Origin of the sequence: Allosalinactinospora lopnorensis, from assembly GCF_000981225.1 — a bacterium.
Taxonomy (GTDB): Bacteria; Actinomycetota; Actinomycetes; order Streptosporangiales; family Streptosporangiaceae; genus Allosalinactinospora; species Allosalinactinospora lopnorensis.
The window spans coordinates 1-2,117 of the sequence record NZ_LAJC01000166.1; the positions used below are offsets into that span (position 1 = coordinate 1).

Here is a 2,117-nt window from a genome sequence, read left to right on the forward strand (position 1 = left end):
CAGGACCCGGGACCGCGCGGCCTCGCCCGCTCCGGCGCCGACGATGACGGCCCGGACCTGTGGCGGCGCCTGTCCGGCCTTCCGGAGCACGAGCAGCGGAGCATGCTGCTCACCCTTGTCCGCGGGCACATCGCCGCGGTGCTGGGGTACGCGGGGGCGGAGGCGATCGAAGCCGACCGCCCCTTCCAGGACCTCGGGTTCGATTCGCTCACCGCGGTGGAGCTGCGCAACCAGCTCAACGCGGCCACCGGACTCCACCTGCCCACAACGTTGGCGTTCGACCATCCCAGCCCGATCGAGCTCACCGAATACCTGCGGACCCGGTTCGGCCCGAGCGAAACGGCCGACGCCGACTCGGTACTCGCGGACCTGGACCGCCTGGAAGCCGGCCTCTCCAAGCTGTCCTCGGACACCGACGCGCACACCTGGGCGATGCAGCGGCTGCGGGAGCTGCTCTCGAACGGGAACGGCACGCCGGCGCCCGATGACCGCGAGCTCGATTCCGCGACCGATGACGAACTCTTCGACCTGGTCGACCGCGGTCTCGGGCAGTCGTGAACCGGTCCGCGCGGGTCTGGGGCCATACCGATGAATTGGGGAGCGCATGACGGGTGAGGACAAGCTCCGCGAGTACCTCAAGCGGGCGATCGCCGAGGCGCAGCAGGCCAACCAGCGCCTGCGGGAGGTGGAGGACCGGGCACGGGAGCCGATCGCCATCGTGGCGATGAGCTGCCGTTATCCGGGAGATGTCAGGTCGCCGGAGGACCTGTGGGAGCTGGTCGCCTCCGGAGGGGACGCGATCTCAGCGTGGCCGGCGGACCGCGGCTGGGACCTCGAAGGGCTCTACGACCCGGATCCCGAGTCGGCCGGAACGGTGTACGTGCGCGAGGGCGGGTTCCTGCACGACGCCGCGGATTTCGACGCGGAGTTCTTCGGGATCTCTGCGCGTGAGGCCGTGGCGATGGATCCGCAGCAGCGGTTGCTGCTGGAGACATCATGGGAGGCGTTCGAACGGGCGGGCATCGATGCCGTCTCATTCCGCGGCAGCCAGACGGGGGCCTTCATCGGGACAGCGGGCCAGGACTATGCCGCCGGCCGCCTGGGGCGGGGGCGGGTACCGGAGAGCGTCGCGGACTACCTGCTGACGGGCAGTCTCGGCAGCGCGGTGTCGGGCCGGATCGCCTACACGTTCGGTCTGCGGGGGCCGGCGGTGACGGTGGACACGGCGTCCTCGTCATCGCTGGTGGCACTGCACCAGGCCTGCCATGCGCTGCGGTCGGGGGAGTGCTCGCTGGCGCTGGCGGGCGGGTCGCAGGTGATGTGCACTCCCGCCGCCTTCGTCGAGTTCAGTCGGCTGCGGCTCCTGGCTCCCGACAGCCGCTGCAAGCCCTTCGCGGCCGGCGCCGACGGTGTCGGCCTGTCCGAGGGCGTCGGCGTGATCCTTCTGGAGCGGTTGTCCGACGCGCAACGCAACGGGCATCCGGTCCTCGCGGTGATCCGCGGCAGCGCCGTCAACCAGGACGGCGCATCCAACGGCCTGACCGTTCCCAACGGACCCGCGCAGCAACGGGTCATCCGGCGGGCCCTGGAGAACGCCAGACTCACCGCGGCCGACGTCGACGCCGTCGAGGCGCACGGCGCCGGCACGCCTCTCGGGGATTCCATCGAGGCCCAGGCCGTTCTCGCCACCTACGGGCAACGGAGCGGGGACGACCCGGTCCGGCTGGGGTCGCTGAAGGTCAACACCGGTTACATGCAGGCGGCATCGGGGATCGCGGGAGTGATCAAGATGGTGCAGGCGATGCGGCACGGGGTGCTGCCGGGATCGCCGCACGTCGGTGAGCCGTCGTCGCAGGTGGACTGGGATGCGGGCAGTGTCCGGCTGCTGTCCGGGTCTGCTCCGTGGCCGCAGACCGGCCGCCCGCGGCGGGCCGGTGTGTCGTCGTTCGGGATCACCGGTACCAACGCCCACGTGATCGTCGAGCAGGCTCCGGACGCCGGTGTCGATGAGACCGCCGGTGTCGATGAGACCGCCGGTGCCGGGGGCACCGCCCGCAGCGAGGCCGCGCCCGCCGTGCTGCCGTGGGCGGTGTCGGCCGAGGCGAAGGCGCCCTGCG

The 2,117-nt window shown here is 71.6% G+C and carries 2 protein-coding genes; both read left to right on the forward strand.

Going from position 1 to position 2,117, the window contains the following annotated elements; all coding sequences use genetic code 11:
- Positions 1–558, forward strand: a 558-nt coding sequence (locus VS93_RS26250; protein WP_046472522.1) for an acyl carrier protein, incomplete at its 5' end; no start/stop codon positions are given.
- Positions 559–604: 46 nt separating this feature from the next.
- Positions 605–2,117, forward strand: a 1,513-nt coding sequence (locus VS93_RS26255; protein WP_046472523.1) for a type I polyketide synthase, incomplete at its 3' end; no start/stop codon positions are given.